Origin of the sequence: Pseudomonas sp. NFPP04 (genome assembly GCF_900113815.1) — a bacterium.
GTDB lineage: Bacteria > Pseudomonadota > Gammaproteobacteria > Pseudomonadales > Pseudomonadaceae > Aquipseudomonas > Aquipseudomonas extremorientalis.
Genome location: NZ_FOQS01000008.1, coordinates 133,048 through 147,576, shown reverse-complemented (window position 1 = coordinate 147,576; position 14,529 = coordinate 133,048). Strand labels below are relative to the sequence as shown.

Here is a 14,529-nt window from a genome sequence, read left to right as displayed (position 1 = left end):
CGTCAGTTCAGGTAAGGGGACCAGGATGGTTCTCTGACTTCGCCTTGTGCGGTAGGAAGCGGGAGCCTTACGCGTCCATTAATGGACACGAGCATCAAGACTCCCCGGCCCTGCTGGCGGGTGGCGTAGATTACCATGGTGCCGTTGGGCGCAACAGTGGCTGACTCATCAAGGTTGGTATCTGTAAGGATTTTTACGGTTCCGCGCTGCAAATCCTGGGCCGCAACCCGGAAATTAGTGAAACCATCCTGACGGTGAATCATCACCAACGTCTTTTCATCAGCCGAAAGCTTAGGGTTGGCGTTGTAGTTACCGATAAAAGTAACGCGCTCTGCACCACCACCATTCACATTCGCCTTATAGACCTGTGGCTTGCCGCCACGGTCAGAGGTGAAGTAGATGGTCGAACCATCCTTGCCCCAGAACGGTTCGGTATTGATACCTGGGCCGCTGGTTGCGCGAGTGATCTGGCGTGAAGCCATGTTCATCACGTAGATGTCCGGGTTGCCGTCCTTGGACAGCACGAACGCCAGGCGCGAACCATCCGGTGACCAAGCCGGCGCACCGTTGAGGCCTTCGAAGTTGGTGATCTGCTCACGACGGCCAGTATCAATGTGCTGGACGAAGATACGCGGACGCTTCTGCTCGAAAGACACGTAGGCAATACGCTTGCCGTCCGGCGCGAAACGCGGGGACAGGATTGGCTCACGGGATTGCAGCAAGGTCACAGCGCGAGCACCGTCGTAGTCCGAACGCTGCAAGGTGTAACGAGTGTTGTCTACCGAGAAACGCTCAGCCGTTACATACAGCAGACGCGTCGAGAAAGCCCCCTTGATACCGGTGAGTTTTTCGAACGACTGGTCCGAGATGTAGTGGGCCATGTCGCGGATCTGCTCGGCCGTACCCGAGACGCTGCCGGTCAAGACCTGCTGCTCGGTCGCCACGTTGAACAAGGCGTAGGTGATTTGCAGACGACCACCGGCCGGCGTGATATTGCCGACCATCAGGTACTGCGCGCCCACTGCTTTCCAGTCACGGAAAATGACTTCGCTGGCCTGGGTAGGCTGGCTGATCATGTTGCCTTTCGGAATCGGTGCGTAATAGCCGGAGTTGCGCAGGTCATCACTGACAATCTGGGCCATGTCGTCCGGCAGCACGCTGCCGCCCTGCCAGCCGAACGGTACTACCGCGATCGGAGTGGCCCGATCACTACCGCTGGTAACCAGGATGTTCTTTTCATCCGCCGCCGCTATCCCTGCCATACAGCAAATAACGACAAGCATTCCTCGAAGAAGGTTTCTCACAAGGCTAGATCCTCAGGTGTGAATGTCATCTTGAATGAACGATAGGGAGCGAAGTCGCTTGGTTTCATTCCCTGCATCTCGGTCAACCGGCCAATGTTCTTGACTGCGGCAACCGCCGAACTGTCGAACGAACCGTCACCACTGGACTTGGCCACGCTGACCGAAGTCACCGTACCGTCCGGCAACATGCCGATCTGCAGCACTACTGTCATGCCTTTGCGCGCCGAAGGTGGACGTGTCCAGCCTTCCGCTGCCCGTGCCCGAATCAGATCGTCGAAACTGCCCGCGACTTCATCACCACGTTCATCGGCCAAGGCTTGCTGACGCTGCGGCGTGTCGGAGAGCAAATCTGCCAAGGCCTGGGCCTTCTTCTCTTCGGCGGATTTGCGCGCTGCTTCCTGGGCCTTTTTCTTCTGGGCGTCGGCGGCAGCTTTCTTCTTCGCGTCGTCGGCGACTTTTTTCTTCGCCTCGTCTGCTTCAGCTTTTTTCTTGGCGTCTTCGGCGGCTTTTTTCTTCGCGTCTTCGACTATTTTCTTCTTGGCGTCTTCAGCGGCCTTTTTCTTGGCCTCTTCTTCGGCAGCCTTCTTGGCTTCTTCTTCAGATTTCTTCTTGGCTATATCAGCCAATTGTTTCTCTTCGGCCTTTTTCGCTTCGGCAGCTTTCTCGGCTTTCTTGGCTTCATCAGCCTTTTTCGCCTCGTCAGCCTTCTTGGCTTCGTCAGCCTTTTTCGATTCCTCGGCCTTTTGAGCCGCCTCTTCTTTCTTTTGTTCCGCAGCCGCCTTCACCGCTTCCTGCTCGACCTTCTTCTGTTCCATCTGTTCGACTTCAGTCTGGCGCGCAGCCGACTTCTGGGCCTCACCCGCAATCTTCTGATTGGTCTGGGTGGTGGCCTGGCTTTTCGATTTCAGCTGATACAGGGTCGCCTGCACGATCGGCTTGGCTGGCGGCAGGTCCGGGGTCATGGCGAAGCTGACGAACAGCATGCCAAACACCAGGACATGCAGCGCAATCGCCCAGACGCTAGGCCAGAAGTAGCTTTCCGAGGCGGACGGCTCTCGCTGTTGCTGCATCAGGGCGCCTCGGTAATCAAGCCAACGTTACCCACGCCGGCCTTCTGCAGCCCGCCCATGGCGCCCATGACGGAGCCGTAGTCGACCGATTTGTCGCCACGGATGAACACCTGGGTGTGCTTGCCGCCTTCGTTGCCGGAGCGAATGATCTTGGTCACTGCATCGGTCATCGCAGGCAAGGTGAGCGCCTTGTCTTGCTGCTTCTGCGTGTCGACTTCGCTGCCAAGGTTCCAGTAATAGGTCTTGTCAGCCTTGATCGAAATGGTCAGGACTTGAGTGTTGTTGTCTTGCGGCAAGGCTTCACTGGAAACCTTGGGCAAATCAACCTTCACGCCCTGGTTGAGCATCGGCGCGGTCACCATGAAGATAACCAGCAGCACCAGCATCACGTCGATGTAAGGCACTACGTTCATCTCGGCGACCGGCTTGCGCTTTTTGCGAGCTCGAGCGATTAAAGCCATTGGGAATTACCTGCTTATTCTTCGCTGGTGTGCACTTTACGGTGCAGGATCGCCTGGAACTCGTCGGCGAAGGTGTAGTAACGACCGATCAACGTTTCGCTGGTGGCAGCGAAGCGGTTGTAGGCGATTACTGCGGGGATAGCGGCAAACAGGCCGATCGCGGTGGCGATCAGGGCCTCGGCGATACCCGGTGCCACGGTGGCCAGTGTCGCTTGCTGGGCCTGGGCCAGGCCACGGAAGGAGTTCATGATCCCCCACACGGTACCGAACAGACCGATGTACGGGCTCACGGAGCCGACGGTGGCGAGGAACGGCAGGCTTTGCTCAAGCTTTTCTTCTTCGCGGGAAATGGCCACGCGCATGGCACGGGCCACACCTTCCATCACCGCTTCCGGGTCAACGCCTGGCTGCTGGCGCAGACGGGAGAATTCCTTGAAGCCGGCGCGGAAGATCTGCTCGACGCCCGAGTCCGGGTCCGGGTTGCTGCCAGCCTGGCGGTACAGCTTGGACAGGTCGATACCCGACCAGAAGCGCTCTTCAAAGCTCTCCAGGGCACGTCGACCGGCACGCAGCAGGTTGCTGCGCTGAAAAATCATGACCCAAGAGGTAACCGATGCGGCTACCAGGGTCAGCATGACCAGTTGAACCACAACACTGGCATTGCTGACCAGGCTCCACATGGAGGAATGGTCGACGACGGTAGGTTCCACGCTAAATCTCCTGCTTTGATTGTTTACCCGCGCCGCTTACGTCGGCAAAGGCCGCACGTAGAGCTTCGGGAATGGCCCGGGGTTTCAAGCTATTGGTGCGCACACAGGCCACCAGGAACTGCCCCTCACAGAGCAGCGTTGCATCCGTTGCCCGCCTGACCTGCTGCTTGAAACGCAGGCTGACACGGTTCAATTCGATTACTTCAGCGCTGACCAACAATTCGTCGTCCAGCCGCGCCGGCGCGTGATACCGCGCCTCGCTGGAGTGCACGACGAATAACAGGTCCTCCCCTGCCAGCTCGGATTGGGCAAAGCCCAGCTCCCGTAGCCGCTCGGTTCGAGCCCGCTCCATGAACTTGAGGTAGTTGACGTAATACACGATGCCGCCGGCATCGGTGTCCTCGTAATAAACGCGACAGCGATGTGCGAACGACTGATCCCCGTTTTGCGCGCGCATACTCTAGTGCTTACTCCTCAGGTTGCCAATCCGGCTGGGCAACTGTTTTTTCATTGTCTGAAACATTTCTAACGACTGAATGACGACACCAGCCACTAGGACAGCACAAACCTCGGATAAATCGACTGGCTATAGGTTTTTAATCGTCCACTGCATCGAGGAATTCGTCTACTACGGGCATCTCGCCCAATCGTGACGGAATGTTTAACCCAAAGTGCAGATAGGCGTGACGCGTCACCACCCTGCCTCTTGGCGTGCGCATGATGTAGCCCTGCTGGATCAGGTACGGTTCCAACACATCCTCAATGGTGTGGCGCTCTTCACTGATGGCCGCCGCCAGGCTGTCGACGCCCACCGGGCCACCGTCGAACTTCTCGATCATGGTCAGGAGCAGACGTCGATCCTGGTGATCGAAGCCGTGCTCATCCACGTCCAGCAGGTTCAAGGCCAGGTCGGCCACGGCCTTGGTGATGTGCCCCTTGGCCCGCACCTCGGCAAAGTCTCGCACGCGTCGCAGCAGGCGGTTGGCGATCCGCGGCGTGCCGCGGGCCCGACGGGCGATTTCAAACGCGCCTTCCGGGTCCAGCGGCAAGCCGAGAATGCTCGCCGAACGGCTGACAATGGTCGCCAGATCAGCCGTGCTATAGAACTCTAGACGTTGAACAATGCCGAAACGGTCTCGCAGTGGGTTGGTCAGCATCCCTGCGCGGGTTGTAGCGCCGACCAGCGTGAACGGCGGCAGGTCGAGCTTGATCGAGCGGGCGGCAGGGCCTTCGCCGATCATGATGTCGAGCTGGAAGTCTTCCATGGCCGGGTACAACACTTCTTCGACGATCGGGGATAACCGATGGATCTCGTCGATAAACAGCACATCGTGCGGTTCAAGGTTGGTCAGCAACGCCGCCAGGTCACCCGGACGTTCCAGCACCGGGCCGGAGGTGGACTTGATCGATACGCCCATTTCCTGGGCAATGATGTTGGCCAGGGTGGTCTTGCCCAGGCCCGGTGGGCCGAAGATCAGCGTGTGGTCCAGGGACTCACTGCGCCCACGCGCAGCCTGGATGAACAATTCCATCTGCTCGCGCACGGTGGGCTGGCCAATGTATTCGGCCAGGCTCAGGGGGCGGATGGCGCGGTCCTGGACCTCTTCACGGTCGCGCGGGCCGGTGGCTGCAATCAGACGATCAGCTTCAATCACTTAAATCATTCCCTTCAGGGCGCGGCGGATCATGTCTTCACTGCTCAGGTTCTTGTCCTTGATGGCCGATACGGCCTTGCTGGCTTCCTGGGGTTTGTAACCCAGGGAAATCAGCGCGCTGACCGCATCGCTTTCGGCGCTCGCCACCTGGCCGGCCGGCATGTCCGGCTGGTTCGGTACAAGGGCGAACATGCTCGGTACGACCTCCCAGGCCTTGAAGCGGTCCTTGAGTTCCACCAGCAGGCGCTCGGCGGTCTTCTTGCCGACGCCTGGCACCTTGGTCAGCGCCGAGGTGTCCTGGGCCGAAACGGCACGCACCAGCTCATCCACTTCCAGGCTCGACATCAACGCCAGGGCCAGTTTCGGCCCTACGCCATTCAGGCGGATGAGCTCACGGAAGAAGTCACGGTCACGCTTGCCAATGAAACCATAGAGCAATTGCGCATCTTCACGTACCACCAAGTGAGTATGCAGCGTAATCGGCTCACCGACCGACGGGAGGCGATACAAGGTGGTCATGGGTACTTCCAGCTCATACCCCAACCCATTTACATCCAGAATCAGGTGTGGCGGCTGTTTCTCAGCCAGAGTGCCGCGCAAGCGTCCAATCACGGTTCAGATCCTTAAAGCTAGGGTCAGAGCAGGGCCCGACCGGAAATAACGATTGCGCTGATGCTATCAGAGACGCAGGCGCCCGCCACGACTGCGTGCCGTGCCCAGGCCGTGAGGCAGTAAGCTTGAGCGAGTGTGCGCATGGCAAATGGCAATAGCCAGGGCGTCCGAGGCGTCGATCTGCGGTTTTGAAGTGAGCTTGAGCATATGCATGACCATCATCTGCACCTGCTCTTTGTTCGCCGCGCCGGTGCCGACCACGGCCTGTTTGACCTGGGTGGCGGTGTACTCGGCGATTTCCATGCCCTCCTCGGCGCCGGCAACGATGGCGGCGCCACGGGCCTGGCCAAGCTTCAACGCGGAGTCGGCATTCTTTGCCATGAACACCTTTTCGATACCCATGGTCACCGGCCCGTAGGTCTGGATCACCTCACGCACGCCGCGATAAACGATCTGCAGGCGCTCGGCCAACTCGCCCGCGCCGGTGCGGATGCAGCCCGAAGCCACGTACACGCAGCCACGCGGGGTCTGTTGCACCACGCCAAAACCGGTGATGCGCGAACCGGGGTCGATACCTAGGATTAAAGTCATAACGCCTGCGGGTTGGGTAAGCACATTTTTTGACACAGAGAAGACCCTATGTGGGAGGGGGCTTGCCCCCGATAGCAGTGGATCAGTCGATTTATACGTAACTGACACACTGTCATCGGGGGCAAGCCCCCTCCCACTTTTTGATCTACATCGTCCTTCAGCCTAGCTGTTCGGCTACAGACTCAGGGATGTCGGCGTTGGAATACACGTTCTGCACATCATCCAGGTCTTCGAGCATATCCAGCATCTTCAGCACTTTCTGCGCACCGTCCAGGTCCAGCTCGGCGCTGGTGGTCGGCAGCATCACGATTTCCGCGTCGGTACCTTTGAAACCGGCCGCTTCCAGGGCATTGCGCACCGCATAGAAGCTGGCGAACGAAGTGAACACGTCGATGGAACCGTCTTCGTTGGTCACCACGTCGTCGGCATCCGCCTCCATCGCCGCTTCCATCAGCGCATCTTCATCGGTGCCCGGCGCGAAGGTAATCTGCCCCTTGCGCTCGAACAGGTAGGCCACCGAACCGTCAGTGCCGAGGTTGCCACCACATTTGCTGAATGCATGACGCACAGCGGCGGCAGTACGGTTGCGGTTGTCGGTCATGCACTCGACCATCACGGCCACGCCACCCGGGCCATAGCCTTCGTAGCTCAGCTCGACCATGTCGTCGGTATCGGCAGCGCCGGCACCGCGGGCCACGGCGCGGTCGATGATGTCGCGACTCATGTTCGCGCCAAGGGCCTTGTCCAGCGCCAAGCGCAGACGCGGGTTGGAGCCTGGATCACCCCCACCCTGGCGGGCCGCGACGGTCAGCTCGCGGATCCATTTAGTGAAAATCTTGCCTTTCTTGGCATCCTGACGCTCTTTGCGGTGCTTGATGTTCGCCCACTTGGAATGGCCAGCCATAACACAACTCCAAAAATTCTCTAGAAACCTTATCAATTCCGCCCCAGGCGGAATGCAACCCTTGTAACGCAAAGGCGCATCCGAAGATGCGCCTTTTTTGACTGCGTAAACCTCAATGCGCTTTCACGCAGCAGCCTTACTCAGCCTTCGGCGTCTCGCGCAGACGGATGTGCAGCTCGCGCAATGCCTTGGCATCCACCACACCTGGCGCCTGGGTCATGACGTCCGCAGCGCTCTGGGTTTTCGGGAAGGCGATCACTTCACGGATCGACTGGGCGCCGGTCATCAGCATCACCAGGCGGTCCAGGCCGAACGCCAGGCCACCATGGGGCGGCGCACCGTATTTCAGGGCGTCGAGCAGGAAGCCGAACTTCTCTTCCTGTTCCGCTTCGTTGATGCCCAACAGGCGGAACACCGCTTGCTGCATTTCCTTGCGGTGGATACGGATCGAACCGCCACCCAGCTCGGTACCGTTCAATACCATGTCATACGCGCGGGACAGCGCGCCAGCCGGGTTGGCTTCCAGTTCGGCCGGCGAGCATTTCGGCGCGGTGAACGGGTGGTGCAAGGCGCTGAAGCTACCGTCGTCGTTTTCTTCGAACATCGGGAAGTCAACGACCCACATCGGGGCCCATTCGCAGGTCAGCAGGTTCAAGTCGTGACCCAGCTTGATGCGCAGCGCGCCCAAGGCTTCGCTGACGATCTTGGCCTTGTCGGCGCCGAAGAACACGATATCGCCGTCGACTGCGCCGACGCGATCGAGGATCGCGTTCAGGTTGTCCAGCGGAATGTTCTTCACGATCGGCGATTGCAGGCCGTCAACGCCATTGGCGCGCTCGTTGACCTTGATATACGCCAGGCCCTTGGCACCGTAGATGCCAACGAACTTGGTGTAGTCGTCGATCTGCTTGCGCGGCATGCTCGCGCCGCCAGGCACGCGCAGGGCGGCGATGCGGCATTTAGGGTCGTTGGCCGGGCCGCTGAACACCTTGAAGTCGACTTCTTTGAGTTGGTCGGCCACGTCCACCAGTTCCAGCGGGTTACGCAGGTCTGGCTTGTCGGAACCGTAGCGGCGCATGGCTTCTTCGAAGGTCATGTGCGGGAAGTCGCCGAATTCCAGGCCCAGCACTTCCTTGAACAGGTTGCGGATCATCTGTTCGGTCAGGCCCATGATCTCTTTTTCATCGAGGAAGCTGGTCTCGATGTCGATCTGGGTGAATTCAGGCTGGCGGTCAGCGCGCAGGTCTTCGTCGCGGAAGCACTTGGCGATCTGGTAGTAGCGGTCGAAGCCGGCGACCATCAGCAGTTGCTTGAACAGCTGCGGCGATTGCGGCAGGGCGAAGAACGAACCGGCGTGGGTACGGCTAGGTACCAGGTAGTCGCGCGCGCCTTCCGGGGTGGCCCGGGTCAGGATCGGGGTTTCGACATCGAGGAAGCCGTTTTCGTCGAGGAAACGACGGATGCTGGTGGTCATGCGCGAACGCAGGCGCAGCTTCTCGGCCATTTCCGGACGACGCAGGTCCAGGAAGCGATAGCGCAGGCGGGTTTCTTCGCCCACGTCAGAGTATTCGTTGAGTGGGAACGGCGGGGTTTCCGACTCGTTCAGTACTTCCAGCTCATAGCCCAGCACTTCGATGCCGCCGGACGCCATGTTCTTGTTCACGGCACCCGCCGGACGCAGGCGAACCTTGCCGGTGATCTTCACGACGTATTCGCTGCGCACGCGGTCGGCGGCGGCGAAGCTTTCGGCGCGATCCGGGTCGAACACCACCTGGGCCAGACCATCACGATCACGGATATCGAGGAAGATCACCCCGCCGTGGTCGCGGCGACGGTGAACCCATCCGCAAAGGGTGATTTCCTGACCTTCCAGGGTCTCGTTCAGTTGGCCGCAATAGTGGCTGCGCATCATGGTAGTGGTTTCACTTCTCGTAATTCGAAATTCGGTGGAGGCCTGCCTCGTCACCGTACATTAAAGCAGGGGACGGATAATGCAGGAGCCTGCGCGTAGAGTTCAACTCAGTCTGCTTTGTCGCCGCCGGCCAGGTTCTTCTTCGAGCCGGTCTTGAAGTCGGTCTCGTACCAGCCGTTGCCGCTCAAGCGGAAGCCCGGCATGGACAACATCTTCTTGAGCTCAGGCGCCTGGCAGGCTGGGCAATCGACCAACGGCGCTGCGCTGATCTTCTGAATGGCTTCCAGCTGATGACCGCAGGAAGCACATTGGTAGTCGTACATGGGCATGGCGATGTCTCGGCGATCAGAACGTTACTGCGCCACGCCTGCCCTACGGGTCCGCAGCATGCGTAGCAAAGCGCGGGATTATATCTGGTAAATCGAGGCAGCGCAGCCGGCTTCTGCCCAGGGCCCTGCCCGCCATGATGGAGGGCCGGCCCCGAAGCCCGGTGGCTATCCCGGTGAGCACGCAGGGTCAAAACGCCCTTTGAGGACATGAACCACGCACACCACCCTGACCAACCCACTGAAGTTCTTCACACCGCCATAACGCAAGTGTACTTCCCGATCGACATAAGACAGCAACGCACTGACTGAACAGGCATTGATCCTGGCGATTTCCGTGAGGATATTCCAATAGATCTGCTCCAGCCGCAGGCACGTGGAAAAACCATTGAGCCTCACCGACCGGGACAGCGGCTTGGCCAGCCCCATATCGAACCCTTTTGCAAAAGGGTCGATCTTTATCTTATGGAAACCACCGGTTTCCATCACTCCATTACCGACTCCGCGTGACATACACCTGACACTCCATTGCCAAACAACCGCCCATGGGTCGTCCCATTGGGCAATGCCCTATAAAAACAGCAGGGAGCGGCAGGCAGCCAGAAGACGCGGAGTTGATCGACGTAGGACAACGCCAGGAAATGCGCGGAAACAAGCGAGCGGCGCCAGGGCGGCGCCACTCAAGGTCAGCGTTTACTGATTTTCAAGCAGGGACCGCAGCATCCACGCGGTTTTCTCATGCACCTGCATACGCTGGGTCAGCAGGTCGGCCGTCGGCTCATCGCTGACCTTGTCGAGCAGCGGGAAGATACCGCGCGCGGTGCGGGTGACCGCTTCCTGGCCAGCCACCAACTGCTTGATCATCTCTTCGGCACTGGGCACGCCCTCTTCTTCCTTGATGGAAGAAAGACGGGCATAGATGGAGTAGGCACCCGGCGCAGCAAACCCCAGGGCACGGATACGCTCGGCAATGGAGTCCACGGCCAGGGCCAGTTCGTTGTACTGCTCTTCGAACATCAAGTGCAGCGTGCGGAACATGGGGCCCGTGACGTTCCAATGGAAGTTGTGGGTTTTCAGATACAGAACATAGGTATCGGAAAGCAGTCGCGAAAGCCCGTCGACGATGGATTTACGATCTTCTTCACTGATACCGATATCGATTGCCATGTTTATCCCCTTCAATTGACAAGCATTCATTGATCAGGTGCAGGACCACTCTAGCAAGAGTGCCGGTGATGCGCAGCCCGGCGCGGCAATTCGCCCCGGTGCGCCCTGCCGACCGGAGCAACCCAAGCCTTTGAGGCAAGTAGGAAATTTCTCTGCTGGCCGTTTGAAAAACCTGCACGTGTCTAGGACAAGCGTTTGCTGCAGAAATGCCATCGCCCTTGCAATACCCCGAAATGCTTGATTTGAGTAGGCACAGCCTTTGCTGTTAAATAGACAGCGTGTCGCCGCCGTTACTTTCTGCGGCAGCGGCATAGGCTGATACCCGCGCACGTGCCCAACGCCTCCCATTGTTCAGAAGCGAACCGTGCCAGTCAGCTCTTCCTTGTGATCCGTCTTAACGTGAGTTAATCAAAATGTTGAAAATCGTCCACCTGCTAACGGGCGTTGCAGCTTTGCTGCTGTCCTTTATCCCGAGCCTGCAGCCTGAAAGCCTGCCGTATCTGGAACAACACGACGCTCTGTACCTGGCCATGTTCGGCCTTCTTAACCTGACGCTGGCACCGGTGATCCCTTACTGGAACAAAGGCACGCGTCATCAACTGCAAAACCTGGTCAGCGCGCTGCTGGTACTGACCGTTGTCGTACAAACCCTCACCCTCCTGGCACCCATGCCTGAAGTCGGCGGCCACCCGGCCATCCTGCTCAGCCTGGTGATCGCTGTGGTCGCCATCGTTCTTCACCTGGCCATCAGCTTCTACCGTTCGTCCCCTGCGGCCTCGTCGCAAACCTACGACATGACCAATCGGGATACCGGTACCGTCAAGTGGTTCAACACATCCAAAGGCTTCGGCTTTATTTCCCGTGATTCGGGCGACGATATCTTCGTCCACTTCCGGGCCATTCGCGGCGAAGGCCATCGCGTCCTGGTGGAAGGCCAGCGCGTGGAGTTCTCCGTGATGAATCGCGACAAAGGCCTGCAGGCCGAAGACGTGATCGCTGCACTGCCGCGCCGCTGATACCTGCGTTCGCAGCAAAAAACCGCGATCCAGCCTGGCTGGGTCGCGGTTTTTTTATGCGTGGCTATCAATAGTGAGGAGGCGGCGCTTCTTCTTCGGAGGTTTCGAACTGGCCGCCCATTTCTTCCTGGCGCTTGAGCAGCGCGGTCATCTGCAATTGCAGGCGCTCTACAGCACGCTGCTGCGTGACGAGGATGTCATTGAGGGTCTCGATGGTGTCGTCCTGGAAGGCCAGGCGGCTTTCCAGGTCGGTGACGCGGTCTTGCAGGTCCATGATTCAGCCCTGGTTGAAAATGAAGTCGGCAGGCAACAGCTCGCGCAGACGGACGCGGATGGCAGCGACTTGCTCATCGGTGTAAGGCTGCGCCGGATGCTTGCCCCATACTGGCGCCGGCCAGGCAGCATCGTCGCGCTTGCGCACGATCACATGCACGTGCAATTGGCTGACCACATTGCCCAGGGCGCCGATGTTCATCTTGTCGGCGGCCAAGCCTTCATTCAACAACTGGGCCAGGGCAGTCGTTTCTTGCCACAAACGCTGCTGGTCGGCGACATCCAGTTGAAACACTTCGCTGATAGCGTTGATGCGTGGCACCAGGATGAACCACGGGTAGTTTGAGTCATTGGACAGCAGCAGGCGGCACAGCGGGAAGTCCCCGATGACCAGTGTGTCTTGTTGCAGGCGTTGATCTAGGGCGAACACCGTGGGCACTCCGTTCGGCAAGTCAGGTTCAGGCGCCCAGCATACCTTCGAATGCGCACGGCTTCACGGCGAATGCAGGAAAGCGCCGGCGCCAGTGATGAAAAAACATGCACTCTTTCGAGGCGGTCGAATATTTGAGCTACGCTAAACCGGGCCTCACCGGGACGCACCAAAATGACCCACTTGTGCCTCAAAGGGATCCGCCAAGTACCCACTCATGAGGGTGAACCGGTAACGTTTTTCCCGCGCACAGGTTTTATGTACCACCGAAGAGGGGTAACACAGCCGCGTCAAGCCCAAACCAAACGGCGTAAAAAGCCCGTGCTTATGCGGTTTTTACAGGGCCGGAACGGTTTTCACGAAAAAATGACATTCGGTTACCGCTTTGTGCACGCTTGTTGCATTGACACCTGCATCGTCGGCAACGACACCCGATTGGAAGCAGGTGTTTCGCGATAAAGAACAGCAGCGTTTCAATGCGTATCAAGGAAGCGTTCAAACTTTGAAAAGGGTTTGGAAACAGTATTGAAGTTGTCAGTCCGGTTACAACAGGACTGTGGATTTGCGACATGGAGCTAGCAATTTACGACAGCCTCGTAAAGAAGCTGAAAGGATAGATGGGTAAGTATCGTCAATAGAGTCTGCGTGATATAACTTTGCGCCGACACATAAAAGAAAGAGCCGCCCAGATAAAAATACAGGTGGGACGGCAGTACTCTTCCTAAAACCAAAGGAGCAAATCACGATGCGCGTGATGAAGTGGAGCATGATCGCCCTGGCTGTTTCAGCAGGCACCTCGCAGTTCGCAATGGCGTCCGCCCAGGACGATTCCAAGGGCTTTGTTGAAGACAGCACTTTCAGCATCAATACTCGCGCTCTGTACTTCAGCCGCGACTTCCGCAACAACCCGTCGGGCCCAGGCTCCCAGAGCCGTGCTGAAGAAACCGGCCTGGGCTTCAATGCCCTGTACGAATCGGGCTTCACCCAAGGCACCATCGGTGTCGGTGTTGATGTGATTGGCCTGTTGGGCGTCAAGCTCGACAGCGGCAAGGGCCGTGCGGGTACCGGTCTATTCCCAACCGGTTCCGATGGTCGCTCGCAAGACGACTACTCCAAAGGCGGCGGTGCCGTTAAGTTCCGTATCTCCAATACGGTCCTGAAAGTCGGTGACCAGTACACAACAGCTCCTGTGTTCGCCTCTGACGACAGCCGTTTGCTGCCAGAGCTGCCACAAGGTATCTCGATCACCAGTAACGAGATCAAGGGCCTGAAACTGGAAGGCGGTCACTTCACTTCCAGCATTGCGCAGAACCAGACCTACCACGACAGCCTTGGTTTGACCAAAACCGACTTTGTCGGTGGTGTCTACTCGTTCACACCTGAGTTCACCGGCAGCCTGTACTACGCGAAGACCGAAGATTACTTCCGCAAGTACTACAGCAACCTGAACTGGACCCACGCACTGAGCGACGACCAGTCTTTCGCCCTGGACTTCAACATCTACGACACCAAGAGCGAGGGCGAAGGCCTGCAACGTGCTTCCAAAGACAGCGCTCTGCCGTTCGCACAACGCACCAAGCTCGACAACCGTGCGTTCAGCTTGCAGGGCGCTTACACCATCGGTGCTCACACCTTTACCCTGGCAGCCCAGAAAGTCACCGGCGACGGCGACTACGGCTACGGCGTAGACGGCGGCGGCACGGTATTCCTGGCCAACTCCATCGCCCGTTCCGACTTCAACGCCGAAGGCGAGAAGTCCTATCAGGCTCGCTACGACATCAACATGGCGACCTTTGGCATTCCTGGCCTGAGCTTCATGACTCGTTACGTCACCGGTAGCGGCGCCAATACCGCAACCACATCGAACGGTAAAGAGTGGGAACGCGATATCGAAGCCAAGTACGTGATCCAAAGCGGCCCGGCAAAAAACCTGAGTCTGCGTTTGCGTCAAGCTACTTATCGTTCGGGTGATGGCGTTTACTACGGTTCGCCTTCGATCGACGAACTGCGCCTGATCGCGAACTACCCGCTGAACATCTTGTAATTGATCGTTTGATTACAACGATGACTTAAGGCCTCGGCCTTAAACAAAAAGCCG

At 58.4% G+C, this 14,529-nt stretch carries 17 protein-coding genes; 2 read left to right on the top strand and 15 right to left on the bottom strand.

Annotated elements, in window-relative coordinates:
• Positions 1 to 2 precede the first annotated feature (2 nt).
• From tolB to BM017_RS18210, 13 genes are all read right to left on the bottom strand, one after another.
• On the bottom strand, positions 3 to 1,283 hold the full coding sequence (gene tolB / locus BM017_RS18270) for a Tol-Pal system beta propeller repeat protein TolB (RefSeq protein ID WP_071489395.1): 1,281 nt from the start codon (positions 1,281 to 1,283) through the stop codon (positions 3 to 5).
• Positions 1,284 to 1,300: 17 nt separating this feature from the next.
• Positions 1,301 to 2,374, bottom strand: coding sequence for a cell envelope integrity protein TolA (gene tolA, locus BM017_RS18265; protein ID WP_034109149.1), 1,074 nt, complete (start codon positions 2,372 to 2,374; stop codon positions 1,301 to 1,303).
• Positions 2,374 to 2,826, bottom strand: a complete 453-nt coding sequence (gene tolR, locus BM017_RS18260; RefSeq protein WP_161793227.1) for a protein TolR — start codon at positions 2,824 to 2,826, stop codon at positions 2,374 to 2,376. The genes tolA and tolR overlap by 1 nt, the downstream gene beginning before the upstream one ends.
• 23 nt (positions 2,827 to 2,849) lie before the next feature.
• The gene (gene tolQ / locus BM017_RS18255) at positions 2,850 to 3,545 is read right to left on the bottom strand and encodes a protein TolQ (RefSeq protein WP_015885609.1); all 696 of its coding nucleotides are present in this window, start codon (positions 3,543 to 3,545) and stop codon (positions 2,850 to 2,852) included.
• 1 nt (position 3,546) lies between these two features.
• A complete protein-coding gene (gene ybgC / locus BM017_RS18250) occupies positions 3,547 to 4,002 on the bottom strand; it encodes a tol-pal system-associated acyl-CoA thioesterase (RefSeq protein WP_025854760.1) in 456 nt (151 codons plus the stop codon).
• Positions 4,003 to 4,141: 139 nt separating this feature from the next.
• On the bottom strand, positions 4,142 to 5,200 hold the full coding sequence (ruvB, locus tag BM017_RS18245) for a Holliday junction branch migration DNA helicase RuvB (RefSeq protein WP_003193867.1): 1,059 nt from the start codon (positions 5,198 to 5,200) through the stop codon (positions 4,142 to 4,144).
• On the bottom strand, positions 5,201 to 5,812 hold the full coding sequence (gene ruvA / locus BM017_RS18240; protein WP_003175802.1) for a Holliday junction branch migration protein RuvA: 612 nt from the start codon (positions 5,810 to 5,812) through the stop codon (positions 5,201 to 5,203).
• 66 nt (positions 5,813 to 5,878) lie between these two features.
• The gene (gene ruvC, locus BM017_RS18235) at positions 5,879 to 6,403 is read right to left on the bottom strand and encodes a crossover junction endodeoxyribonuclease RuvC (protein ID WP_016975450.1); all 525 of its coding nucleotides are present in this window, start codon (positions 6,401 to 6,403) and stop codon (positions 5,879 to 5,881) included.
• A 157-nt stretch (positions 6,404 to 6,560) separates the two neighbouring features.
• Positions 6,561 to 7,307 (bottom strand): YebC/PmpR family DNA-binding transcriptional regulator, encoded by a 747-nt coding sequence (locus BM017_RS18230; RefSeq protein WP_071489392.1) that lies wholly within the window; start codon positions 7,305 to 7,307, stop codon positions 6,561 to 6,563.
• 136 nt (positions 7,308 to 7,443) lie between these two features.
• A complete protein-coding gene (aspS, locus tag BM017_RS18225; protein WP_071489391.1) occupies positions 7,444 to 9,219 on the bottom strand; it encodes an aspartate--tRNA ligase in 1,776 nt (591 codons plus the stop codon).
• Between the two features lie 107 nt (positions 9,220 to 9,326).
• Positions 9,327 to 9,548 carry an FmdB family zinc ribbon protein gene (locus BM017_RS18220; protein ID WP_003209804.1) on the bottom strand — a complete coding sequence of 74 codons (222 nt, stop codon included), beginning with the start codon at positions 9,546 to 9,548 and terminating at the stop codon, positions 9,327 to 9,329.
• Positions 9,549 to 9,713: 165 nt separating this feature from the next.
• Complete coding sequence (locus BM017_RS18215; protein ID WP_092246880.1) at positions 9,714 to 10,058, bottom strand: ribbon-helix-helix domain-containing protein; 345 nt, start codon at positions 10,056 to 10,058, stop codon at positions 9,714 to 9,716.
• A 180-nt stretch (positions 10,059 to 10,238) separates the two neighbouring features.
• Complete coding sequence (locus BM017_RS18210) at positions 10,239 to 10,712, bottom strand: Dps family protein (RefSeq protein ID WP_071489389.1); 474 nt, start codon at positions 10,710 to 10,712, stop codon at positions 10,239 to 10,241.
• Positions 10,713 to 11,125: 413 nt separating this feature from the next.
• Between BM017_RS18210 and BM017_RS29525 the strand changes: the two genes are divergently transcribed.
• Positions 11,126 to 11,728 (top strand): cold-shock protein, encoded by a 603-nt coding sequence (locus tag BM017_RS29525; protein WP_092246878.1) that lies wholly within the window; start codon positions 11,126 to 11,128, stop codon positions 11,726 to 11,728.
• Positions 11,729 to 11,795: 67 nt separating this feature from the next.
• Here BM017_RS29525 and BM017_RS18200 read toward each other — a convergent pair whose 3' ends face one another.
• Positions 11,796 to 12,002, bottom strand: coding sequence for a SlyX family protein (locus BM017_RS18200; RefSeq protein WP_015885618.1), 207 nt, complete (start codon positions 12,000 to 12,002; stop codon positions 11,796 to 11,798).
• A gap of 3 nt (positions 12,003 to 12,005) precedes the next feature.
• Complete coding sequence (locus BM017_RS18195; protein ID WP_092246875.1) at positions 12,006 to 12,431, bottom strand: HIT domain-containing protein; 426 nt, start codon at positions 12,429 to 12,431, stop codon at positions 12,006 to 12,008.
• Positions 12,432 to 13,176: 745 nt separating this feature from the next.
• On the opposite strand from BM017_RS18195, the gene BM017_RS18190 reads away from it, so the two are divergent.
• Positions 13,177 to 14,475, top strand: coding sequence for an OprD family porin (locus BM017_RS18190; protein ID WP_092246872.1), 1,299 nt, complete (start codon positions 13,177 to 13,179; stop codon positions 14,473 to 14,475).
• The last annotated feature ends 54 nt before the right edge of the window (positions 14,476 to 14,529 follow it).